We start from the raw sequence: 21,457 nt of genomic DNA, 5'->3' as shown, positions 1-21,457 counted from the left end.
AGGCGTTTTGACGTATCCACCAACGCATCCTATTCAGCGGCCGGTAGGTTCTCGGACCCATTGTGTGATGTCTGATCACATCCTAGTCTGGCCGGGCCGCTCCTCGACCGGAGGAGGGCAGCTCTACGTGTGCGTCAACATCCCGAACGGCACCCTCGGCGGCAGCGTCACCTGCCGCAGCTTGGCCCGCCACGCGCACAGGGTGGGCCTGTCAGGGGCTCGGCCACGACCCTCACGTCCCATCGCTGTGATCCGTGAAAGTCCCACCCGGAACCTATTGTGTGATCTGTGATCACATTCTAGTGTGACCCGCAGATCGCCGCGCGGCTCATCTGCCGGCGCGCGTCCCCACCAGCACTCCCAACGCACCAGGCGGGCCCGACCCGTCGCAGATCAGGGGGCACCTCCCATGAAAGACGTCGTCATCGTCGGCGGTGGCATCGCCGGACTCTCCGCCGCCTGGCGGCTGCGCCACCTCGACGCTCTGGTCCTGGAATCGGACCACCGGGTCGGCGGCCGCGTCCGTTCCGAGAAGCGTGGCCGCTACTTCCTGAACTGGGGTGGCCACGTCTACGCGGGCGGCGACTCCGCCACCTCGTGGCTGCTCGGCAACACAGGCGTCGACGCCGTTCCCGTCCCCGGATCGCTCTCCGGTCTGCACATGAACGGCAAGCTGCTGCTCAAGGGGCGGGTGGAGACGTACCCGTTCCGCATCCCGATGCCGATGTCTGCCCGTATCGGCATGCTCACCACCGGCGCCAAGGTCTTCACGAAGGTCGGCAAGTACGCCCGGATCGTCGGCCGACGCAAGGGTGAGAGCGAGGCCCAACGGCAGCAGCGGGTCTACGACTTCATGAACGACATCAGCTTCAAGGAGTTCATCGGCGACATCCCCGCCGACGCCCAGGCCCTCTTCGAGCCGACCGTCACCCGCTCCGCCGGAGACATCGACCAGATCTCGGCCGGCGCCGGGGTCGGCTACTTCAGCCTCGTGTGGAACATCGGCGCAGGACTGTCGAACTCCATCGTCGGCGGCCCTTCCACTCTCACCGAGACCATCGCGGGCGCGCTCGGCGACCGTGTGCAGCTTGGCGCCGCCGTGCACGAAGTGGTGCAGAAGAAGGACTCGGTTGTCGTCCGCTACCAGCAGGACGGCCACGAGTTGGAGGTCGAGGCGCGTACCGCCGTGCTCGCCACCCCGGCCCCCGTCACCCACCGGATCGCCCCCGACCTGGACGTGGATGTACGGGACGCACTCTCGAAGATCCAGTACGGGCCGTACGTCAGCGCCGCGTTCCTGACGAACGAGACCGAGCGGCGTCCCTGGGACAACGCGTACGGCATCGCGACCCCGAAGCGGTCCTTCAACGTCGTGCTCAACATGTCCAACATTCAGCACGGTTACAGCCGCGAGCGGCACCCCGGCTCCAGCCTGATGACGTTCTCGCCGGGCACGCTCGCCCGCAACCTGATGGAGATGGACGACGAGGGCATCAGGAGTACTTACCTTCAGGACCTCGACCAGGTGCTGCCGGGCGTCGCATCCGACGTCGTCGAGTCGCACATCTGGCGGCTGCCGCTCGGTGCCCCGTACTGCTTCCCCGGTCGCGGAAAGCTGCAGCCCACTCTTACCCGCCGCACCGGCCGCGTCCTGCTCGCCGGCGACTACCTGGGATCGCTCTACACCGAGACCGCCATCCAGTCCGGTCTCAACGCCGCCACCGACGTGCGCGCCCTGGTCGGCACGGACCGGCAGACCGCCCGCGCGGGACTGGCCGCCTCTTCCTGAACCCCACCACCGCTCGCCCCAGCAAGGAGAACCACGTCATGACCCTGCAGAACGGCATCCTGACCGCCCTCGCCACCCCGTACAACCAGGCCGGTGACATCGACGAGAAGATGCTTCGCGTGCTCGTCGACCGTTCGATCGACGGGGGCGTCTCCGGCGTCGTCGCCGGCGGTTCGACCGGCGAGTTCGCCGCCATGACCGGTGACGAGCGCCGCCTGCTCGTGGAGACCGTCGTCGACCAGGCCGCCGGCCGCGTCCCGGTCATCGCGCAGACCGGCGCCGTCGCCACCCGCGAGGCCGTCGCCCTCACCCAGCACGCCGAGAGGGCCGGCGCGGACGTCGTCATGGTCGTCGCCCCGTACTACGAGGCCCTGACCATGGACGAGACGCTGCGCTACCTGCGCACCGTCGCCGACTCCGTGTCCATCCCGGTCATGCTGTACAACATCCCTGACTGCACCGGCGTGAACCTCGACGCGGACACCGTCGGCGCGCTCGCCCGCGAGGTCGAGAACATCAAGTACATCAAGGACACCAGCGCCGACATGGCGCAGGCCGGCCAGCTGATCCATCGCCACGGCGACGTCATCGACACCTTCCTCGGCTGGGACAGCCTGCTGCTCGCCTCGGTCGCCGAGGGCGCCGCCGGTGTCATGGCCGGCACCGCCAACGTCATGCCTGCCGACCTCGTCGCCGTCCACCAGGCCCTCACCGCGGGCGACCTGGAGCTGGCCCGTGCGCGCTGGAAGCGCATCTTCCCGCTCATGGACGCCCTGATGACCGGCGGCCCCTTCATCCAGGGCGTCCGGGCCGCCCTTCAGGAGATCGGCCTGTCCGTCGGCGAGCCCCGCGAGCCGCTGCTGCCCGTCGAGGCCGCGCACCGCGAGCGCATCCGAGCCGCGCTCGCCGACCTTCCGCACCTGACCGTCTGAGACTGCGACCAGAGGGAGCCACAACATGACGTTCACCGTCCGCCGTCCCGACGCCGGCACCGCACCGCTGATCAACGCGGATGAGCTGCCCCCGCTCGGCCACTTCATCGACGGCAAGTTCACCGAGCCCGGCGTCGCACTGACCGACGTGCTCGACCCGGCCACCGAGGAACTCCTCGCCCGCGTGCCGCTCGGCACCGTCGAGGACACCGACCGCGCCGTGGCCGCAGCCCGCGCAGCCCACCCGGCCTGGGCTCGCATCACACCCAAGGAGCGCGCGGACCTCCTCATGGCCGTCGCCGACCGGGTCGACGCCCATGCCGATCTCCTCGTACGCCTTGAATCCGCCGACACCGGCAAGCCGTTCGCGGTCTCCCGCGACGACATCGGCATGACCGCCGACGGCTTCCGCTTCATGGCCGGTGCCCTGCGTGCCACCGGCAGCAGCCTGGCTTCCGGTGAATACGTTGCCGACCACACCTCGCTGATGCTGCGCGAGCCGCTCGGCGTCATCGGCGCGGTCACCCCGTGGAACTACCCGCTCCTGATGGGCGCCTGGAAGATCGCGCCGATCCTGGCCGCCGGGAACTGCCTGGTCCTCAAGCCGTCCGAGCAGACCCCGCTGTCCACCCTGAAGTTCGCCGAGCTGATCGCGGACCTGCTGCCGCCGGGTGTCTTCAACGTCGTCACGGGCCGTGGCTCGGTCGTCGGTGACCGGCTCGCGCGCCACCCCGACATCGCCATGATCGCGCTCACCGGTTCGACCGGCAGTGGCCAGGCCGTCGCCCGCGCCGCCGCCGACACCGTGAAGCGCGCCCACCTGGAGCTGGGCGGCAAGGCCCCGTTCCTCGTCTTCGAGGACGCCGACCTCAAGGCAGCCGCGGAAGGACTGCGTACGGCCGGGTACTGGAACTCCGGCCAGGAGTGCGGCGCCGCCTGCCGCGTCCTCGTACACGCCTCCGTGGCCGAGGAGTTCACCGCTCACGTCGTCCGCGAGATCGAGCAGATCACCGTCGGCGACCCGCGCGCGGACGAGTCCATCGAGATCGGCCCGCTGGTGTCCAAGCAGCACTACGACCGGGTACGCGGACACCTTGACCGCGCCGTCGCCGAGGGCGCACGTGCGGTGGTCGGCGGCACGGCCCTCGAAGAGGACAAGCCCGGCTACTTCATCGCCCCGACTGTCCTTGTCGATGTAGCCGAGGGCGCCGAGATCACCCGCGAGGAGGTCTTCGGCCCCGTCGTCAGCATCGAGACGTTCACCGACGAGGACGAGGCGATCCGCCGCGCCAACGACGTCGACGCCGGTCTCGCCGCCTCCGTATGGACGGAGAACGCGCGCCGCAGCCACGCCGTCGCCGCACGCCTTGATGCGGGCACGGTCTGGGTCAACTCGCATCTGGTGCTCGCCAACGAGCTCCCCTGGGGCGGCTTCAAGGGCTCGGGCTACGGCCGCGACCTCTCCGTCTACGCCCTGGAGGACTACTCGCGCACCAAGCACGTCATGCACCACCACGGGCGCTGAGCCGCGAAGAGAAGGAACGATCTGTGATGAGCAGCAGCATCCGGATGACCGAGCATGAGATCTCCGGGCTCTGCGTCCGGGCGCTGCGCTCGGCCGGCGCCGCACCGCCGGCCGCCCGGATCCTCACCCGCAGCGTCCTCGACGCCGAGCATGTGGGGAACCGCGCCGTGGGTCTGGCGCACCTCTTCGACTACCTCGACGCCTACCGCGATGGTCGGATCGTGGCAGGCGTCCTCCCGGAGGTGACCCGTCCCGCGCCGTCCTGCGTGATCGCAGACGCGCGGGACGGGCTCGCCCAAGAGGCCTTCGAGACCGCCGCGGAGACGCTGTTCACTGCCGTACGCGAGAACGGCATGGCGGCGCTGTGGATCCGAGGTTCGTACACCTGCGGCGAACTCGGCTACTACCCGCGTCGTGCGGCCGAGCTCGGGTTCACGGCCGTGGCTTGCGCCAACAGTCCCGCCCTCATGTCCTTGGGCGGCTCCGGCGGGCCGGTGCTCGGCACCAATCCGCTTGCCTATGCCGTACCGCGGGCGGACGGCCCGCCCGTCGTCATCGACCAGGCGTCCTCGCAGACCGCCTACGTCAATGTGCGCAAGAAGGCCGAGGCAGGCGAACCGATCCCCGAAGGATGGGCGGTCGGCCCCGATGGAGCTCCGACGACCGACGCCTCGGCGGCCCTAGCGGGAGCGCTGCTGCCGTTCGGTGGACACCGGGGAGGCAACGTCGCCCTGCTCGTGGAGCTCCTGGCGACCTTGGGCGGCGGCTCCTTCTCACTGGACGCGGCCCCGTTCGACCACGGCAACGAGCCGCCTGGGATCGGCGTGTTCCTGCTGTGCGTGGACTCAGGGGTGCTCACGGGAGAACAGGGCAGGGTGGCCGCGCACCTGGACAGGGTGCGTGCGGATCACGGCGTACGACTCCCTGCGCTCGAAGTGGGCGCCGCCGAAGCCGAGTTGGAGGTGGACGCGGAACTGATCCGCCGTCTGCGCGCCGTGGTGCAGTAAGAGACGGTGGCGAGTTCGGTCCTCCTCGGCTCGGACTCGCCACCGCGGCCGGTTCTCGACAACCCGGTGCGCCTCGACGCAGCCACGGTGCGGCGCAGCTGTTGCCGGGGTGCGGCCGCCCGCGCACTCGTTGCCGCGGAGCGGCCGGCGCAATACTTGCCCCCCTTCGCCGAACCTCTGATCTGGCCGCCCGTCTCCTCGGCGCCACTACGCCACCGCAGAGTGCAGGAACACCGCCCCGGGTGGTTTTGCTCTCCACGTGCCAAAATCTTGAGGAGCCTTACATGACCAGCGAGTTTGTCCTCACCCTCAGTTGCCCCGGAAGGCCAGGGCTGCTCCACGCCGTGACAGCATTTCTTCTCGAGCATGGCTGCGACATCACCGAGCACCAGCAGTTCGACGACGAGGAGCACGGCAGTGTGTTCCTGCGTACGAGCTTCACGCGGCCTGCCGGAGTCACTTTGGAAACTTTGGACGGGCTGCAGGAGTCGTTCGTGCGCGTGGCCGCCGCATACGGGATGGAGTGGCAGCTCAGGGACGCCTCGGTCAAGCCGCGGGTCCTCGTGATGGTGTCGAAGTTCGGCCACTGTCTGGCGGATCTGCTCTACCGATGGCGCAGCAACGCCTTGGACGCCGAGATCGTCCTGGTGGCCTCCAACCACCCCGACCTCGAACCCATGGCTGCCGCCGAGGGCGTGCCGTTCACGCACATCCCGATTACGGCCGACACCAAGCCGGAGGCAGAAGCCGAGCTGTTGGCCCTGGTGGAAGAACACCAGGTCGATCTCGTCGTCCTCGCCCGCTACATGCAGGTGCTCTCCGACGAGCTGTGCAAGGAGCTGGAAGGGCGGGCCATCAACATCCACCACTCCTTCCTACCGAGCTTCGCCGGAGCCAAGCCGTACCACCAGGCCCACCGACGAGGCGTGAAACTCGTGGGCGCGACCGCCCACTACGTCACCGCAGATCTGGACGAGGGCCCGATCATCGAGCAGGAGATCATCCGCGTTGATCACCGGTCGAGCCCCGACCAGCTGGTGACGGTCGGCCGCGATGCGGAGCGTCTGGCGCTGGCTCGCGCCGTCAACTGGCACTGCCAGGGCCGCATTCTGCTCCACGGCAATCGGACGGTGGTTTTCAGCTGACGGCGATGCCCCGTGGGCTTACGTCGTGGCACACGCGACGACCTGCTCTGCGGGATTTCCTGCCAACCCCCCTGGTCCGGGGTAACCAGACCCTGGCCACCCATCTGTCCGCGGTGCCCGAGGGACAGTCGCAGCGGGACACACTCACCGCCGGTCCAGCCGAGCCTTCCTCTTGGTTGGGCCGGCATATCCCTTATGAGGAAAGGAAGTTGTGCCATGGAGAGCACAGCCGTGGCACCCGACCGGCCCTCTGGCCCGCGAGCAACACGCAGCGCCCCACCGCCGTGCGCCGAACCGGCCCCCACCCGCTCGTACGACGAGTCGTGGAACGGACCGCCGACGTGGGCCGTGCGCCGGGGCACCTCCGCGGTGTCGGCCCTCGGCCGGGGTGCCGCAGCCGATGTACGTGCTGACGCGATCGAGTTGGCCCGTCGTACCGGCCTGAGTAAGACCTTGACCCGCCGGTGTCTGCAGTGGCTGCGGGAGCGGCCCGCGCGCTGACTGCCCCGTTGATCGACGGGCGGGGACGAGGCGACGGAACGGGGCAGCCCCCGGGGGCATGGCGCAGCTCGTGGCGCAGCGTGCAGGATCGGGGTCATGAAGATTCTTGTGCTGGGTGGTACGTGGTTCCTGGGGCGGGCGGTTGCTCAGGTGGCTCTTGACCGTGGGTGGGAGGTGAGCGCCTTCAACCGGGGGCGCTCGGGCGTCGCGCCCGAAGGCGTCACCGAGATACACGGGGATCGAACCGTCCGGAGCGACGTCGCCGAGCTGGCTTCGCACGGCCCATGGGATGCGGTGATCGACACCTCCGCGTCCGAGCTCGCGCCGCGTGACGTACTGGCCGGCGCGCAGGCCCTGGCGCCGGTTGCCGGGCGGTACGTCTACATCTCCACGGTGAACGCCTACCGCGGCTGGCCGAACGAGCCGCTGTCCGAGGTATCCGAGGTGCTGGACGGTCCGGCCGACGCGGACATCAACTACGGTCGGCTGCCTGTGGATTGGGACGGACCGGACTGGTACTACGGTCGGCAGAAGGCGGGTTCCGAGCGTGCGGCCTTGGAGTCGTTCGGCGAGGAGAGGGTGTCCATCCTGCGGCCTGGCGTCATCCTTGGGCCGGGGGAGTACGTGGGTCGGCTGCCGTGGTGGTTGAGCCGGGCGAAGCGTGGTGGGTCGATTCTCGCGCCCGGTGATCCGGCTCAGGGGATTCAGCCCATCGACGTGCGCGACGTCGCGGAGTTCGCGCTCGACCAGGCGCAGGCCTCGGGCGGGGACGCGTACAACGTCACCGCTCCGATCGGGCACGAGACGATGCGCGGATTCCTCAGCGCGTGCCTGGAGGTGACCGGTGGTTCCGGTGACCTGGTGTGGGCGCCCGATGACCTGTTGATCGACCACGGGGTGCAGCAGTGGACCGAGCTGCCGCTGTGGCGTACGCACGCCGGTGCGTGGCGGATCGACTCCACCCGAGCCCAGCAAGCAGGACTGCGATGCCGACCGCTCGCCGAGACGGTCGCCGATACGTGGGAGTGGCTGAGCAGCGGCGGTACGCCGGTGGAACACCCGCGGTGGGCCGAGCACGGGATTTCGGTGGAGAAGGAAGCGGAAGTCCTGGCCAAGCTGGGGAGTTGAGAGTCAGGCCTCGATCGCCAGCGGTGCAGCGGAGCCGAGCGTCTGTGCCGTGGCCGCAGCCGAGAACTCCTCGATGCGTTCGCCCAGGCTGCTGGCCTCTGCCGCCCCGCTGAAGTCGGGGCGGCAGAGCTCGGCTCGTACGGCCGCCATCCGCTCCAGGACACCGGCGCTCCGCCACGCCGTGGGTACGGAGAAGACCGGTTCGAGGGCTTCATGGGCGCCGGCGAGTTCACCGCGAAGCAGCCGGGCGCGCGCCAGGTCCACGGAGGCCTGCGAGGAGATGAGGATCGGCCGCTCGTCCTCGGGGCGGGACGAGAGCAGATTCAGGGTGGTGCTCGCCGCTTCCTCGGCGCCCTGGGCGTCGCGGAGCAGCAGGTAGGTGGTGGCGTTGCTCATCGCGACGCGTTCGGTGGAGAAGCCGAACTCGCCGCCGATGTCGTCGTGGAGGTCGTCGCGGTCCCCGGTGCTCTGGTCCAGGGAGGCGCGGATGGCGCGCTCGGCGGCGGCCATGTTGCCCAAGTGGCCATATGCGCGGCCCTCGATGACGGAGAGGCGGGTCCGAGCCGTGTCGCCGAGTCCGCCGAACCGCTGCGCCTGCTGGATGAGCCGGACCGATTCCGTCGGCCGCCCTCCCCAGAACGCAAGGAACGCCAGCGCGCCATGGGCGTACGCCTGGAGCGGGCCGTGCTCGATCACCTGCCCATACAGTGCCGCCGTACGCGACAGGGACACGGCAGCAGGCAAGGACCCCAGGTCGAAGCAGACCGCGGACAGAAGGGAAGCCGACTGGCCGGCGGCGAGGTACGCCCGCTCCTTCTGCCGGGGAATCTCCGTCCGCTCCAGCAGAGCCTGCGCGATCCCCAGAAGCTCCTTGGCCCGCTGGTACACCTCGACCGGCGACGTGCGGTTGTAGTCCCGGGCCAGAGCGACGACGTCGTCGTCGAGCTGGTCGAGGGTCATGTCGGGCACGTTGAGGGAGGCGGCATCGCTGGCGTGTGCAGCTGCGTCCCGAGCCGTCATAGCGAGTTCACTTTCATTGAGTGCGATGACCTGGCCGTGCGGTGGTGCCGACGGCGTCTCCGTCGGCGGGCTGAGCAGGCTTCGAACGGGATGGCCGAGCAGGTGCTCGAGGACCTGAGGAGCCGGTTGATTCGGAACTCCCCGTACGCGTCCGGAAGTCCATCGCCGGAAGGTCTGCTCTTCCACCGTGGCGGTCGACGGGGGCTTGCCGGATGCCGCTGAGACCTCGCGGGCAGCCTTCTCGTACTCGTCCCTGAACTGGTTGTACGTCCAGCCTCGTTCCCATACGAGAAGTTGGAGCAGTGTCCTGGCCTGCAACTTCATCGTCGTGGTTCCCTTCTGGCCCCCGTGAGCACGGCTGGGGCAGCGTGGCTGGCCCCACACCCACTATTGCCCAACTACGCGGCCTGAAAGTGATGTTGGGCGATGTGGTCGCCAAATGACATGTCGGTGATACCTGCGTCACCCGACCACTCATGAAGTGATAACCGCCGTGACATGGTGCGCCCGGTTCGACAGCGCAAATCTTGATCCCCCCACACCGGCCGACGTGGGTCCCGGACCTGATCCGGCAGTACCCGTCGGTCGCCGAGGGCTCAAGAGCAAGACGCTGAAGGAGCCACGATGATCCGAACCAAAGCTGTCGCCCCGGATGCCGCAGGCGCCGGGAACGCGGCCGTACTCGGCTTCGAGACGCACTTCCCGTCGGCCGCGTCGCAGGTGCGGAAGATGCGTCGGAAGACATCGGAGTGCGTACGCAGTTGGGGCTTGGGATCGCTGGAAGACAGCGTCACGCTCGCGGTCTCCGAACTCGTGACCAATGCCGTACTGCACGGCGGCGGAGGCACAGTTGGGCTCCGGGTTACGTGCTCGGGCGGCGAGCTCCGGATCGAGGTCACCGACGGAAACCCGGTTCCTGCCCGTGTGCGTTCAGCCTCGCCGAGCGAGGAGAGCGGCCGAGGGCTGTTCCTCGTGGCGGCGGTCGCCGACAAGTGTGGCGTCAGTCCTGACGGGCTGAGGACGTGGTGTGCCTTCCGGATTTCCGGGGGTGGCGCGTGACGACGGCTGTCGTACCTCGGGGCGCTCGCCCGGTAGTCACCGTCTTCACCGGAGATACGGCGACGGCGGAGCGGGTGCTGTCCGGCCTGCGGCGCTCGCTCGCGGCCGATGTCGTGAGCGACGAGCTGTACGAGGACCTGGAAACGGTCTTAGGCGAGCACGCCGTACGTCCTTCGCCAGACGACCGCGTGGCCATCACCGCGCGGCTTCGTACGGCCACCGGGCGGCTTGTGGACGTCGTGCCACGGCTCGTCTCGCCGAACTCCGACGAGGAGAACGCGGTGGTCGATCAGATGGCGTCCGCAGTGGTGCTGAGCGCGGAGCAGCCGGTGCGGGAGGCTGAGCACGGGTACCTGGTGCGCCTCGCGTGCGCGGTCCTCACGCTGCTCGACCACTTGGGAGAGGCGGCTGAGGTATGAGGCGCTCCTCCTTCACGAACGCCGGGGTGCGTCACTCGTCGCCCCGATGCGCTGTCGCCTGGTGCTGGCAGGACACGGCCCCGTATGCCGATCAGCGGGAGCCGAAGCGCACCAGCACCGGACGGTTCCAGCGCGCTCGTGTACTTCTGCACGCCGCGATCGCTGCGTTGAAGAAGCCATGGTTCGGTCGGCGGCCTCCCGCCGCCATGCACCGCCGGACCGACCTCGACGAGCTCGAGTTCGCGGCGCTCTGCGCCCAACTCACTTACAAGCGGACGGGGGTTGAACCACGGAAGTGAGCAGGCGGCTTCATGGACCTGTCCTTCCACCCCTACTGCCAGAGGTGCAGCCGCGAAGCCGCGATCACCCTGGGCGATCTCAAGCTGAGCACCGCCCGCCGGTTCACCGCCGCCCTGGAGTTCGGCACCTGACGGAGTTCTCCTCGGGCAAGCCGCCCGGCCCCGATGGCGGCTGCGGGCGCGGCCACTCACCACCCATCCAACTCACGCACTCGAGCAATGAGAGGCGCAACGCCATGCACACGTCGATCCACTTCACCTCCCCGCCGCGGCGCCGCCTCGGCTGCCTGGCCCTGATCCGGAACGCTGGCGGTGGCGTTCTATTGGTCGAGAAGAAGTACAAGAAGGACCAGGGCGACCCGTACCCGTGGGGCCTGCCGGGCGGCTGTGCCGAGGAGAACGAGGACCCGTTGGCCGCCGCCCGACGCGAGGTCGAGGAGGAGCTCGGGCTCGCCATTGAGCTCGGCGAGGTCCTGGCGGTCCACCACATGCCCCGCGAAGGAGACAGCGCCGAGGGCATCAACCTGGTCTTCCACGGCGGCACTGCCCCCGCAGGCGCGATCATCCGCCTCCCCGAGGAACTGAGTGGCTACGAGTTCGTGGCGCCGTCCGAACTCGCCCGGTACGCGGCCCCATACACCGTCTCCCGGATCAAAGCCGCCCTCGCCGCCATTCCCTTCAGCGGCGCGCAGTACCGCTCGGGTCACCCGACCGACGCGCACTGACCACCCGACCTGGGGCCTCCTTCCTGGCCGCGAGGACCGAGGCGCCACGTGCCTGTGCACGTGGGGCCCGTGCACTCCCTCCAGGAGGAGGTGGCGCCGTACGTCGGCGCCCCGGCCGCGCTCTGTGGGGGAGTAAGCGGCCGGCCCATTCCCCACCCTCCGTACCAAGGACACCTGCATGTACCTCATCGAGGGCCTGTTGGCCGTCGCGATCTACTACTGCATCGGCCACGGCTGGATGTCGTTCATCGGCAACACCCCGCGCCGAGCCCTGCGGCTCCTGCGCGAACAACTCCAGAAGCATCGCGGTCCCAATGCCCGGCCCACGGTGTTGGGGCAGATCTCCACGGTCCTGGTCTGGGCTGTGCTCGCCCCGCTGTTCTGGCCCCTCGACGTCATCAACTCCGCCCGTCAAGGGCAACTCCCCAAACCTTGAAGCGACTTGAAATCGACGAGGACCACCGTCATGTGCTCCCACAAACCTCGCTGCCCCACTGTCGACTCGTCCGACCGAGACGCCGCGATCCCTGTTGCCCCCTGCACGGGGCAGGGCTGGAGCCTGCTGTGCAACGGCGTCGTTCTCTTCGAGGACACCGGAGAGGTGCTGCCGAGCGGCGAGGTCATCGCCCCGCACCGCCCCGTTGGCGAGACCGGAGCACTGGCGTGAGGACCTTCAGTGTCACCGCGCTCGTCCGGAGCTTGAACAAGCCCGCCAAATCGGTGCACGTCCTGGTCCGCGCGAAGAACGTGGAGATCGCCAAGAACATGGCGCGGAACAAGATCCAGAAGGCGAACCCCTCAGCCAGCGTGGTCATCGGCCGAGTCCGCTGATGGCCGTGCGCCGTGCCGCAGGGCTGGTGAACGACACCAGAGCACGCGGCCGCCTTCCCGACTGCCCTCCCGTCGTCGCCGACAGGAGGGTGCACGACCCGGCAGCCGGGCCTGAAACGACGGCTCGGGTGCCGGACGAATACGCAGGGAGAGGGCCGCAGGTCCCTCTCGGTTCCCTTGGGCCTCTCCCCGCGTGACCTGAACGTCCTGGTCCGGCACTTCGCTGCCGGGCCGGGCGGCAACAACGCATTCGATCTCGACCAGAGGAGCCACATGAACACGAGCACGTCGATCGCGCCGAAGCCAGCTGACGCGGACGCGTTTGACCTGGACGTCAGCGTCATCGAGTCCGCCGCGACGGTCGCCACGGCCAGTGCGTCCGACGACAACTGCGGGTCCACCTGCGGCACGTCCTGCGTCAGCAAGGTCGCCTGACCGAGACCAACCACCGTTCCAACTGGGCCTGTTACGGGTGTGCCGCCACAGCCGCAGAAGCACCGGGGCTGCCCCGCAGGCTCCCGCGAAGAAGCAGAAGGAGAGCACGTGAACAACGACGACTTCGACCTGGACATCAGCGTCCTGGAGTCCAGCGACGGCGCCGCCACGCTGATCCAGCTCACCGACGACGGCTGCGGAAGCACCTGCTCCAGCCCGTGCGCCACCAACGTGGCCTGACCGACGCCCCAGCAGACGAACAGGAGGAGTAGCCGTGAACGTCACCCCGTTCGAGCGGTCGCCGCAGACCGCGGCCGCCGCTGTGCCTGCCGATCCGTTCGACCTGGACATCAGCGTCCTGGAGTCCGCAGACGGCTCCGCCGCGGTGATCAACCTGACGGACGACGGGTGCAGGCCCACCTGTAAGGGCTCCTGCGCCACCAACGTCGCCTGAACGCACAGCTCAACGGCGGCCCGCACAGCGACCACGCCTGTGCGGGCCGCCCACCCGGACAACCACGAGAAGCGGAGGGCGCATGACTTCCAGCAGCGAGACGCTGTACCGAGCCGCGGACACGGCCCTCGTCCGGGCCTCCCGCCACACGAACCTGCTCCTGCCGGCATGGCCGGGCGCCCTCACCAGCAGCTCGCCGGAACAGCTCACCGAGGGGCGGGCGTGGCTGCGCGAGGTCTGGTCGCAAGAGGAAGTCGCCGAGGCGATCGAGCACGCGAGCCCTTTGCTGGCACGACAGGTAGAGGCGTTGTGCTCGACCACCGCCCCGGATGCGCGACAGCTGCGTCGAGCACTGCTGTCGGTGACCCGATACGTCCTGCGGATGACCGGCCGCGCCACGCCCCACGGCCTGTTCGCCGGCGTTGCCGCTGCATCTTTCGAGCCCCAGCACGCTCAGGTCACGACCTGGGGCGAGCTGGACCACGCGGTCGTGCGGGCCGACGGCGCCTGGCTCGCCGACGTAATCAGCCGCCTCGAATCCTGCCCGGAACTGCTCTGGCGCCTGCCGGTTCTGGCCTCCACCACCGTGTTCGTACGCGGCGACCGCCTGGTCATCCCGTACCCGCCACGATCACGGCGTACGGACCCGAACCCGCCCACGGAGGTGTCGATCCGCTGCACCGGCCCCGTGCGGACCGCCCTCGACGCAGCCCGGGCCACACCCATCCGCGTCGCCAAACTCGCCGACCGCGTGGCAGCAGAATTCCCCAAGGCCGCCGAGGACCAAGTCCGCGGACTGCTCGCCACCTTGGTGGACAACGGCGCGCTCATCAGCAGCCTGTACGCGCCGTCCGGGGTCTTCGACGCCCTGGACCATCTCGTACGGCAGGTAGAGGAAGCCGGCGGCCACGAAGTACCGCAGGTGGCCGATCTCGTCGAGGACCTGCGAGCGGTCCGCGACGGCATGGAGCAGCACAACCAGGCCTTGACGGCGGCGGACGGCCGACGGCTGCGTAGGGCGCTGCGGGAGAAGATGACGACGCTCAGCGACGCCGTCGAGCAGCCGATCGCGGTCGACCTGCGAGTGGGCTGCCGCCTCGTGCTGCCGCAGACCGTGGCGTGGGAGGCGGAGCGGGCAGCGACCGCGCTGGCCCGCCTCAGTGCGATGCCGTTCGGCACGCCGGGGTGGAAGGACTTCCACAACCGCTTCTTCGAGCGGTACGGCATCGGCTCCCTCGTGCCGCTGCGCGACGTCGTCGACGCGGACACCGGGCTCGGCTTCCCCGCCGGGTACCTGGACGCGGAGCCGGAGCCCCGCGAGGCGCTCACCCAGCGCGAGCAGAAGCTCCTCGCTCTCGCCCAGGCCGCCGTGCTCGACGGGCGCGACGAAATCGAGCTCGACGAGGACCTGATCAACGACCTGGCCATTGGCGACCGGGACGCCGTACAGGTGCCGCCTCACCTCGAATTCGGCCTCCAGATCCAAGCCGCCTCCCTGGAAAGCCTCTTCGACGGGAACTTTGCCCTGACAGCCATCAGCCCGTCGCGCGGCATTGGCACCACGACCGGCCGCTTCCTCAACCTCCTTTACCCCAAGGACCGCGAGCGGGCGACCGCCGTTTTCGACGAGCTGCCGACGAACACACCCGGGGCGCTCCCCGCCCAGCTCTCGTTCTCGCCGCTCACCCGCGGCGACAGCCACGTCACCCGCACCCCCGAGCTGATGCCCGCCGTGATCAGCCTGGCCGAACACCGCACCCCAGACGCACACACCATCGCGCTGGACGACCTTGCGGTGGGATGCGACCGGCGCCGCCTGTACCTCGTCTCCCTCTCGCGCGGGCAGGTCGTCGAGCCGCAGTCCCTGCACGCCCTCAACCTGCGGTCCCACACTCCGCCGTTGGCGCGGTTCCTTGCCGAGATCAGCCGGTCCGCGGCGGCCGTGGTGACGCCGTTCCCGTGGGGCGCGGCCCTCAACCTGCCGTTCTTACCGCGTGTTCGGTACGGCCGGACGATCCTCTCCCCGGCCCGCTGGCGCCTCGACCGCGCCGACCTGCCTGGCCGGCAGGAACCGTGGGAGCAGTGGCACAAGGCCCTCGACGCGTGGCGCACCCGGCGCCGGGTGCCGAAACGGGTGGCGCTCACCGAGGGCGACCGGGTGCTGCCGCTCGACCTGACCGAGCCCGCCCACCTCGCCGTGCTGCGAGCCCACCTCGCCAACGACGACGCTGCGATCCTCACCGAAGTCGGCCCCGAGGGCGGCTGGTTGGGTGGGAGGGCCCACGAGATCGTCGTCCCCCTGACCGCCACGCGCACCCCGAAGTGGCCCACGGTGCCGCCCGTCACCGCCGATCGCGTCCTTGCCCGCGACCACGGCTATCTTCCCGGTGCCTCCCCGTGGCTGCTGGTCAAGCTGTACGGCCACGTGGAACGGCACCCTGAGATCCTCGCCCGCCACCTGCCCCGCCTGCTCACCCAGTGGGACGAGGAACCGGCCTGGTGGTACATGCGCTACCGCGACCCGCGCTGGCACCTGCGCCTGCGGATTGCCGTCCCGGAGCCCGCCGAGTTCGGGCCGACGGCGACCCGCGTCTCCGAGTGGGCCGCCGGCCTGCGCCGCGAAGGACTGCTGAGTGACGTCCAGTTCGCCACCTCGTATCCGGAGACCGGCCGCTGGGGCACGGGGGAGTCGATGCGGCTCGCCGAGGAGGTCTTCGCCGCCGACTCCCGCGCGCTGGCCGTTCAGTTCGCGCAGCCCCACCGCCCCCACCGCCAAGTCCTCGCCGCCGCGAACTTCATCTCGCTCGCCGCCGCTTTCACCGGCAGCACGGTTGCGGGCATCGACTGGCTGATCACCCACGGCCGCATCAAGGACCCGACGCCTCTCGACCGCGCCGTACTGAAAGAGGCCGTGCGCTTGGCCGACCCGAGCGACGACTTCGAGTCGCTCAGGAATGTCCCCGGCGGCGCCGCGATCAACGACGCGTGGGCCGAGCGAGACAAGGCCATCGCCCGCTACCGGGCACAGCTCGACGACACCGAAGCCCTGGTCCCCGACTTGGTCCTGGACTCGCTGCTGCACGGACACCACATCCGCGCCGCCGGCATCGACAAGGACGACGAACGCACCTGCATCCGGCTGGCCCGTGCCGCCGCGCTGGCCTGGAAGCACGGAGGAGCCAACCATGGACCTGCATGAGACCGCCGGGGCGGCAGCCGACGCGATCGCAGACCGCCTCGCCACCCCGGACGCCGTACGAGGACTGAAGCTCAAGCAGGGCTGGTGGCCGCAGTCCCTGGCTCACGGCGCCGTCGGCGTGGCCCTGCTCCACATCGAGCGCGCCCGCACCGGGCACGGGCCCTGGCAGCGCGCCCACGATTGGCTCGCCTGCGCCGCCGCCGAACCGGCCATCGGCGGCGCCGACAGCCACCTCTACTACGGGGCACCCGCGCTTGCCTTTGCCTTGCACGCCGCGGCCGACCGCCCCGGCCGTTACACGCGCGCCCTGCACACGCTCGACCAGAACGTCACGAAGGAGGTCCGCAAGCGCCTCGACCGCGCTCACGCCCGCATGGACCGGGGCGTGCTTCCCGCGCTCACCGAGTTCGACGCCATCCGCGGGCTCAGCGGCATGGGCGCCCTCCTGCTGAAGCGAGGCAAGCACACCGAACTGCTCCAGGACGTCTTGGAGTACGTCGTACGCCTGACGGAGCCCATCAAGAACAACGGCGAAGTCCTGCCCGGCTGGTGGAGCCACCTGGCGCCGTCCGGGAAGCCGTCCGCCGACTTCCCGGACGGGCACGCCAACAACGGCACAGCCCACGGCATCACCGGCCCCCTCGCCCTGCTCAGCCTCACCGCACGAGCGGGAGTCACGGTCATCGGCCACGGAGACGCCATCCGCCGGATCCTGACCTGGCTCGCCCGCTGGCAGCAGGACGGGCCGGCGGGCCCGTGGTGGCCGTACTGGATCACCCGCGAACAGCTGCGCTCCGGCACACCGGGCCCGGGCCCTTCCCGTCCGTCCTGGTGCTACGGAACCGCCGGAATCGCCCGCGCCCAGCACCTCGCCGCCCTCGCCCTCGGCGACACCCGGCTCCAACGCGGCGTCGAGGAAGCGCTCCTGTACGCCGTGACCGACCCGAACCAGCTCGGCCAAACCGCGGACGTCTCCCTCTGCCACGGCTTCGCCGGACTTGCCCACATCACCCGCACCATCGCGGCCGACGCCATCACCCCCGGGCTTACCGTCTGCGTGCCGCGTCTGCTCGCCCCGCTCATCGAGCCCGACCCGGACGAGCTTGCAGACTCCCTCCTGTACGACCCGGCCGGTGGAGATGTCGGCCTCCTTGAAGGGGCCGCAGGCACTGCGCTCGCCCTGCACGCCCACCGGAACGGCGGCGCCACGGTGTCCGGTTGGGACTCCTGCTTCCTGCTCAACTGACCATGAGGAGAAGGAACATGACGGCCGACGCATGGCCGCAACGCACCGTCCAATTCACCGACTGGAACGCGGCAGAAACCGTCGCCGCGGACCAGCTCCTGCCGCTGCTCACCCGACAGCGCAGCGACACCCAGTGGGCCTTCACCCGCAAACACCCGCGCTGGCGGATCCGGTTCCGGACGAGCGATCCGGACGTACTGCGTGACGTGGACGGCGCCCTCGACGAGCTGCTCCGCGAGGGCACGATTGCCGCCTGGACCCCGGGCCTCTACGAGCCCGAGACCACGGCCTTCGGCGGCCAGGCCGGCATGGACGTCGCGCACGAGCTGTTCCACCAGGACAGCCGACATGTCCTCGACCACGTCGCCCGCGCCCGGACAGCCGACCCAGGCACCTCCGACCTCGGCCGCCGCGAACTCGCAGTCCTGCTGCTCAGCACGGCCATGAGGGCCGCCGACCTGGACTGGTACGAGCAAGGCGACGTGTGGTCGAAGATCGCCGAACTCCGCGACACCGGGGACGCGACGGCACCCTCGCCGACGCGGCTCACCGATGCCGTACGTCGGCTGATGACCGTCGACGCCAGCGCCACCAGCCCCCTGGTCGCTCACGGCCGACTCGCACACCTCAAGTCCTGGATCGCCGCCTTCGAGCAGCTCGGCCAGCAGCTCGCCGAGCTCAACCACGGCGGCCGACTGGAGCGCGGACTACGGGCCGTGCTCGCCCACCACGCGATCTTCCACTTCAACCGTCTGGGCCTGCCCACGCAGGACCAGCGCACCCTGTCAGCACTCGCGAAAGAGGTAGTCATGGGAACGCACGAGCCCACCGCATCCGCCCCCGCCCAGGCGACGCCGGACACTACGGTCGGCCAGGTGAACAGCGACACCATCGAAGCCACCCCCGCCGACCGCCTCCGCGCCCAGCTCATCGACGATCTGGTCCAGGACGGATCCGTACGCACCGCCCGCGTCGAAGAGGCCATGCGCACGGTGCCGCGCCACCTCTTCGTGCCCAACGCCCCGCTGGAGAAGGCGTACGGCAACGCGCCCGTGAACACCAAGTACGACGACAGCGGGGCCTCGATCAGCTGCGCCTCTCAGCCCGACGTCGTCGGCGTCATGCTCGAACAGCTGGAGGTCGAGCCCGGCCAGCGCATCCTGGAACTGGGCGCCGGTACCGGCTTCAACGCCGGACTCCTCGGCCACCTCGTCGGCGCCGAGGGCCACGTCACCACTATCGACGTCGACGACGACATCGTGGAAGGCGCCCGCACCGGACTGAAGGCCGCAGGCATCAACAACGTCGACGTCATCCTCGGCGACGGAGCCGCCGGCCACGCCGAGAACGCACCGTACGACCGCATCGTGGCCACCGTCGGCGCCCACGGCGTCCCGCACGCCTGGCTCGACCAACTCGCCCCCGGCGGACGCCTGCTCACCCCGCTCCGCCTGCGCGGCAGCGTCAGCCGCTCGATCGCCTTCGAGCACCAGGACGGCGCCTGGCACAGCGTCGGCTCCGAGATGAACACCTTCATGCCGCTGCGACGCGGCATCGCCGACGACCCCCGCACCTTCGTGCCCCTCGCCCCGAACAACGCCGTCGTCCTCATCACCAACGGCGACCAGCAGACCGACATCAACGCCCTCACCGACGTCCTGCGCCAGCCGCGCACCGAACAGTGGACCGGCGTGACCTTCCGCGGCCCCGAGTCGCCCGAGTGGCTCGAACTGTGGCTCACCTGCACCCTGCCGAACGGCCTCAGCCGCATGCCCGCCAAGCCGGAAGCCCTCGACAGCGGCCTCCTCACCGCGCCGTACCCCAGCTCGACCGCGACCTTCGAAGGCGGCACCCTCACCTACCTCACCCGCCGCCGCGCCACCGAGACCGCCCCGGACGGCGCGACGCTCTTCGAATTCGGCGTCATCGGCCATGGCCCGAATGCCGCGTCGCTCGCCGACCGAGTCACCGAGGCGGTCCGCACCTGGGACAGCGAATTCCGCGGCCGGGACGTCAAGTTCGAAATCCAGTCCCTCGACACCGCACAGCCCGCCCCGAAGCCCGGCCGCTTCGCCTTCGACAACGCCCTCAACCGCATCGTCATCGAGTGGCAGTGACATGGAAGTCGACCAGATAGCCCGTCGCTTCCCGCTGGTCGCCCGTCCACGCCCTGCATGCCGTCCGCTCGCCGAGCGGGTCCAGGAGATCACCGACCTGGCCCGCTCGGCGGAGCGGGACGCCAACCTCCAACCCGCCGCCGTCGCACAGAACTTGGCGGCGCTCATCGCCAGCGACTGCGGATTACCCGACCTGGCCCGCACCCTGTGCTGGCGCCACGCCGAGCTCTACCTGCACGCAGGACGACCCCTGAGCCTCCAGGAAGCCCGCTACGGCCTCGAACCCCTGGTCAACCTCGCCCGCCTCCACATCCGAAACGGAGCTGGCGAAGCCGCGTACGAGCTGCTCGACCACCTGAACACGGCCGTACGAGAGCGCGGGGGAACGATCATCGACGACCGCACCCTGTCCTTCCAGAACCTCACCGCCACCGAGGAAGACCACCACAAGCTCTGCCAGTGGCTCTGGGCAGTCCTCCTCGGCGACGGAACCCGCGCACTCGTGGCAGCGGGACACTGGGAGCGCGCTCTCAGGCACGTCGAGCACCACAAGGGCATCGGGAACCGCCTCCTCGACGGGCGCCAAGTTCAAGTCGTAGCCCGCTGTCTCGGTGGAGAGCTGACATCCGCGATGTCAGTCCTTGCGAGCAGCACGCTGTCTGCTGACTGGGAGCGCGCCGTTGCAGCGAGCCTCTCGGCGCTGTGCCTCACGAAAGCCGGCATAAGGCGCACTGACCTCCCCTCGGACCTGGCCCAGAACTTCCTGAAGCTGGAACTCGGCCCAGAACTGGTCCTCTTCGGCGCGCGGTTGGGGCTCGTCGTGTGGGACCTGTGCGAAACCGACAGAACCGCGGCAAGGCACGCCGTGTGCGATCGGTTGCTGTACCTGGCCGAGAAGTTCCAAGACGGCTACGCCGCACGTGAATTGCTCGGCCACGCAGGTACCCAACACCGAATGAGCCCAGGCCAGCGGGAGGCGTTTAACCACGCGGTCATCGCCGCCGGACTCCAGCAACACCAGATCCCAGACGAACTCGAGTACGCCCTCCAATCGGCAGCCGAAACCTGCGCGGCAGTGACGCGGCAGCTGGTGGCGAAATCGCCGAAGCGTGGTCGTGTGCGGATATGAGATCTGCCGGTGCCGAACGAGGGCCGAACCTCTCATAGACGACCTTCAGCCAAACCCCTGGGCCTGTGGCTTCGCAGAGGTGTTGATGCCTGACGGGTAAATACCCATCCTTTATGGGGAGTTGGTGAGCTGTGCGCGCTTGCCGAGCTCGCCAATTGCGCCAAGTCGTTCGGGAGTAGGCCGGAACCCTCCCTTACCGATTTGTGTACTTGCCCCAGATCCCCGACGACTCGTGTGACGAGTTTCCCTTCGCGGGCTCCTTCGAAGGTGGAACGGACGGGGCCCAGTGCGCGGACATCGTCCCGCTTTTCGAGAACGGCCAGTGGAGGATCTACGAGGCCCGTGTCGACAAGCCCGTCACCTTCACGGAGCCCTGCGTCCGCGCCCATGTCCCTGAAGGCGCCAACTTTTCCGCCGGTGGCAAGTACGGGGCGTTCGTGAAGGACCAGCGTGTCCTGGACACCGAGAAGTACGGTGTGAGCGTGAGCTCCTGACGG

At 69.4% G+C, this 21,457-nt stretch carries 21 protein-coding genes; 20 read left to right on the top strand and 1 reads right to left on the bottom strand.

All coding sequences use genetic code 11. From position 1 onward, the window contains the following. The first annotated feature begins 409 nt into the window (after nucleotides 1-409). From ACIDOF_RS27685 to ACIDOF_RS27660, 6 genes are all read left to right on the top strand, one after another. Entirely contained in the window at nucleotides 410-1,789 is a 1,380-nt protein-coding gene (locus ACIDOF_RS27685; RefSeq protein WP_409008840.1) for a flavin monoamine oxidase family protein, read from the top strand. Nucleotides 1,790-1,827: 38 nt separating this feature from the next. Continuing rightward, nucleotides 1,828-2,721, top strand: a complete 894-nt coding sequence (gene dapA / locus ACIDOF_RS27680; protein WP_409008839.1) for a 4-hydroxy-tetrahydrodipicolinate synthase — start codon at nucleotides 1,828-1,830, stop codon at nucleotides 2,719-2,721. Nucleotides 2,722-2,746: 25 nt separating this feature from the next. Further along, nucleotides 2,747-4,246 (top strand): aminobutyraldehyde dehydrogenase, encoded by a 1,500-nt coding sequence (locus ACIDOF_RS27675; RefSeq protein WP_409008838.1) that lies wholly within the window; start codon nucleotides 2,747-2,749, stop codon nucleotides 4,244-4,246. Between the two features lie 26 nt (nucleotides 4,247-4,272). After that, nucleotides 4,273-5,253, top strand: a complete 981-nt coding sequence (locus tag ACIDOF_RS27670) for an Ldh family oxidoreductase (RefSeq protein ID WP_409008837.1) — start codon at nucleotides 4,273-4,275, stop codon at nucleotides 5,251-5,253. A 284-nt stretch (nucleotides 5,254-5,537) separates the two neighbouring features. Further along, nucleotides 5,538-6,398 carry a formyltetrahydrofolate deformylase gene (purU, locus tag ACIDOF_RS27665; RefSeq protein WP_409008836.1) on the top strand — a complete coding sequence of 287 codons (861 nt, stop codon included), beginning with the start codon at nucleotides 5,538-5,540 and terminating at the stop codon, nucleotides 6,396-6,398. Between the two features lie 597 nt (nucleotides 6,399-6,995). Further along, nucleotides 6,996-8,027 carry an NAD-dependent epimerase/dehydratase family protein gene (locus ACIDOF_RS27660; RefSeq protein WP_409008835.1) on the top strand — a complete coding sequence of 344 codons (1,032 nt, stop codon included), beginning with the start codon at nucleotides 6,996-6,998 and terminating at the stop codon, nucleotides 8,025-8,027. A gap of 3 nt (nucleotides 8,028-8,030) precedes the next feature. Here ACIDOF_RS27660 and ACIDOF_RS27655 read toward each other — a convergent pair whose 3' ends face one another. Then, entirely contained in the window at nucleotides 8,031-8,987 is a 957-nt protein-coding gene (locus tag ACIDOF_RS27655) for a hypothetical protein (RefSeq protein ID WP_409008834.1), read from the bottom strand. Nucleotides 8,988-9,671: 684 nt separating this feature from the next. Between ACIDOF_RS27655 and ACIDOF_RS27650 the strand changes: the two genes are divergently transcribed. The 14 genes from ACIDOF_RS27650 (at nucleotide 9,672) to ACIDOF_RS27585 (ending at nucleotide 21,454) form a co-directional block, all read left to right on the top strand. Then, the gene (locus ACIDOF_RS27650) at nucleotides 9,672-10,106 is read left to right on the top strand and encodes an ATP-binding protein (RefSeq protein ID WP_409008833.1); all 435 of its coding nucleotides are present in this window, start codon (nucleotides 9,672-9,674) and stop codon (nucleotides 10,104-10,106) included. 74 nt (nucleotides 10,107-10,180) lie between these two features. Beyond that, nucleotides 10,181-10,525, top strand: a complete 345-nt coding sequence (locus tag ACIDOF_RS27645) for a DUF6415 family natural product biosynthesis protein (protein ID WP_409008832.1) — start codon at nucleotides 10,181-10,183, stop codon at nucleotides 10,523-10,525. 535 nt (nucleotides 10,526-11,060) lie between these two features. Next, on the top strand, nucleotides 11,061-11,549 hold the full coding sequence (locus ACIDOF_RS27640; RefSeq protein ID WP_409008831.1) for an NUDIX domain-containing protein: 489 nt from the start codon (nucleotides 11,061-11,063) through the stop codon (nucleotides 11,547-11,549). A gap of 178 nt (nucleotides 11,550-11,727) precedes the next feature. Next, nucleotides 11,728-11,985, top strand: coding sequence for a hypothetical protein (locus ACIDOF_RS27635; protein ID WP_409008830.1), 258 nt, complete (start codon nucleotides 11,728-11,730; stop codon nucleotides 11,983-11,985). A 30-nt stretch (nucleotides 11,986-12,015) separates the two neighbouring features. Continuing rightward, entirely contained in the window at nucleotides 12,016-12,216 is a 201-nt protein-coding gene (locus ACIDOF_RS27630) for a DUF5999 family protein (RefSeq protein ID WP_409008829.1), read from the top strand. Further along, nucleotides 12,213-12,380: a hypothetical protein gene (locus tag ACIDOF_RS27625; protein WP_409008828.1), complete on the top strand. Its 168-nt coding sequence runs from the start codon at nucleotides 12,213-12,215 to the stop codon at nucleotides 12,378-12,380. The genes ACIDOF_RS27630 and ACIDOF_RS27625 overlap by 4 nt, the downstream gene beginning before the upstream one ends. A gap of 273 nt (nucleotides 12,381-12,653) precedes the next feature. Beyond that, nucleotides 12,654-12,815, top strand: a complete 162-nt coding sequence (gene fxlA / locus ACIDOF_RS27620) for an FxLD family lanthipeptide (RefSeq protein ID WP_409008827.1) — start codon at nucleotides 12,654-12,656, stop codon at nucleotides 12,813-12,815. Nucleotides 12,816-12,923: 108 nt separating this feature from the next. Then, complete coding sequence (locus ACIDOF_RS27615; protein WP_409008826.1) at nucleotides 12,924-13,055, top strand: FxLD family lanthipeptide; 132 nt, start codon at nucleotides 12,924-12,926, stop codon at nucleotides 13,053-13,055. A gap of 34 nt (nucleotides 13,056-13,089) precedes the next feature. Then, nucleotides 13,090-13,269 carry an FxLD family lanthipeptide gene (locus ACIDOF_RS27610; RefSeq protein ID WP_409008825.1) on the top strand — a complete coding sequence of 60 codons (180 nt, stop codon included), beginning with the start codon at nucleotides 13,090-13,092 and terminating at the stop codon, nucleotides 13,267-13,269. A gap of 82 nt (nucleotides 13,270-13,351) precedes the next feature. Beyond that, complete coding sequence (locus ACIDOF_RS27605) at nucleotides 13,352-16,468, top strand: lantibiotic dehydratase (RefSeq protein ID WP_409008824.1); 3,117 nt, start codon at nucleotides 13,352-13,354, stop codon at nucleotides 16,466-16,468. After that, nucleotides 16,455-17,714 (top strand): lanthionine synthetase C family protein, encoded by a 1,260-nt coding sequence (locus ACIDOF_RS27600; protein WP_409008823.1) that lies wholly within the window; start codon nucleotides 16,455-16,457, stop codon nucleotides 17,712-17,714. Before ACIDOF_RS27605 ends, ACIDOF_RS27600 begins: the two co-directional genes overlap by 14 nt. A gap of 17 nt (nucleotides 17,715-17,731) precedes the next feature. Continuing rightward, entirely contained in the window at nucleotides 17,732-19,831 is a 2,100-nt protein-coding gene (gene fxlM, locus ACIDOF_RS27595) for a methyltransferase, FxLD system (protein WP_409008822.1), read from the top strand. Between the two features lies 1 nt (nucleotide 19,832). After that, nucleotides 19,833-20,960 (top strand): hypothetical protein, encoded by a 1,128-nt coding sequence (locus tag ACIDOF_RS27590; RefSeq protein WP_409008821.1) that lies wholly within the window; start codon nucleotides 19,833-19,835, stop codon nucleotides 20,958-20,960. Nucleotides 20,961-21,169: 209 nt separating this feature from the next. Then, the gene (locus ACIDOF_RS27585; protein ID WP_409008820.1) at nucleotides 21,170-21,454 is read left to right on the top strand and encodes a hypothetical protein; all 285 of its coding nucleotides are present in this window, start codon (nucleotides 21,170-21,172) and stop codon (nucleotides 21,452-21,454) included. Nucleotides 21,455-21,457: the final 3 nt, after the last annotated feature.

It is taken from the genome of Streptomyces sp. Da 82-17 (assembly GCF_046098215.1).
Taxonomy (GTDB): domain Bacteria; phylum Actinomycetota; class Actinomycetes; order Streptomycetales; family Streptomycetaceae; genus Streptomyces.
This window is presented reverse-complemented; position numbering and strand designations above follow the sequence as displayed.

Coding starts and splice junctions, on each gene's coding strand:
- ACIDOF_RS27685 (WP_409008840.1), top strand. CDS start 410: ATGAAAGACGTCGTCATCGTCGGCGGTGGCATCGCCGGACTCTCCGCC.
- dapA (WP_409008839.1), top strand. CDS start 1,828: ATGACCCTGCAGAACGGCATCCTGACCGCCCTCGCCACCCCGTACAAC.
- ACIDOF_RS27675 (WP_409008838.1), top strand. CDS start 2,747: ATGACGTTCACCGTCCGCCGTCCCGACGCCGGCACCGCACCGCTGATC.
- ACIDOF_RS27670 (WP_409008837.1), top strand. CDS start 4,273: ATGAGCAGCAGCATCCGGATGACCGAGCATGAGATCTCCGGGCTCTGC.
- purU (WP_409008836.1), top strand. CDS start 5,538: ATGACCAGCGAGTTTGTCCTCACCCTCAGTTGCCCCGGAAGGCCAGGG.
- ACIDOF_RS27660 (WP_409008835.1), top strand. CDS start 6,996: ATGAAGATTCTTGTGCTGGGTGGTACGTGGTTCCTGGGGCGGGCGGTT.
- ACIDOF_RS27655 (WP_409008834.1), bottom strand. CDS start 8,987: ATGACCCTCGACCAGCTCGACGACGACGTCGTCGCTCTGGCCCGGGAC.
- ACIDOF_RS27650 (WP_409008833.1), top strand. CDS start 9,672: ATGATCCGAACCAAAGCTGTCGCCCCGGATGCCGCAGGCGCCGGGAAC.
- ACIDOF_RS27640 (WP_409008831.1), top strand. CDS start 11,061: ATGCACACGTCGATCCACTTCACCTCCCCGCCGCGGCGCCGCCTCGGC.
- ACIDOF_RS27635 (WP_409008830.1), top strand. CDS start 11,728: ATGTACCTCATCGAGGGCCTGTTGGCCGTCGCGATCTACTACTGCATC.
- ACIDOF_RS27630 (WP_409008829.1), top strand. CDS start 12,016: ATGTGCTCCCACAAACCTCGCTGCCCCACTGTCGACTCGTCCGACCGA.
- fxlA (WP_409008827.1), top strand. CDS start 12,654: ATGAACACGAGCACGTCGATCGCGCCGAAGCCAGCTGACGCGGACGCG.
- ACIDOF_RS27605 (WP_409008824.1), top strand. CDS start 13,352: ATGACTTCCAGCAGCGAGACGCTGTACCGAGCCGCGGACACGGCCCTC.
- ACIDOF_RS27600 (WP_409008823.1), top strand. CDS start 16,455: ATGGACCTGCATGAGACCGCCGGGGCGGCAGCCGACGCGATCGCAGAC.
- fxlM (WP_409008822.1), top strand. CDS start 17,732: ATGACGGCCGACGCATGGCCGCAACGCACCGTCCAATTCACCGACTGG.
- ACIDOF_RS27590 (WP_409008821.1), top strand. CDS start 19,833: ATGGAAGTCGACCAGATAGCCCGTCGCTTCCCGCTGGTCGCCCGTCCA.